General features: G+C 35.1%; 1 protein-coding gene. It reads left to right on the top strand.

All coding sequences use genetic code 11. The features are described 5' to 3' along the window. Window positions 1-175, top strand: a 175-nt coding sequence (locus tag SB775_RS34595; protein WP_410865802.1) for a DUF2164 family protein, incomplete at its 5' end; no start/stop codon positions are given. Window positions 176-228: the final 53 nt, after the last annotated feature.

Raw genomic sequence — 228 nt, 5'->3', positions numbered from 1 at the left:
AGATTTAGATGAAATTGGGCGTTTCCAAGCAGAGCGTTTAATAGAAGAAATGATTAAATTAGTAGGGCCATTTGCATACAATCAAGCGATTGGAGATGCTAGAAAGCTTGTAACAGAGAAACTATCTAATATTGAAGAAGATTTGTATGTGTTAGAGAAGAGTGAAGGGAAGTAAAAAGAGCCATTTTGGCCGTATTCCGTCAATTATAAAATAAGTATTATGCCACG

The sequence above is a fragment of the Peribacillus sp. SIMBA_075 genome (assembly GCF_046534585.1).
The sequence above is the reverse complement of the archived record's forward strand: the minus strand, read 5'-3'. Positions and strand labels throughout refer to the sequence as shown.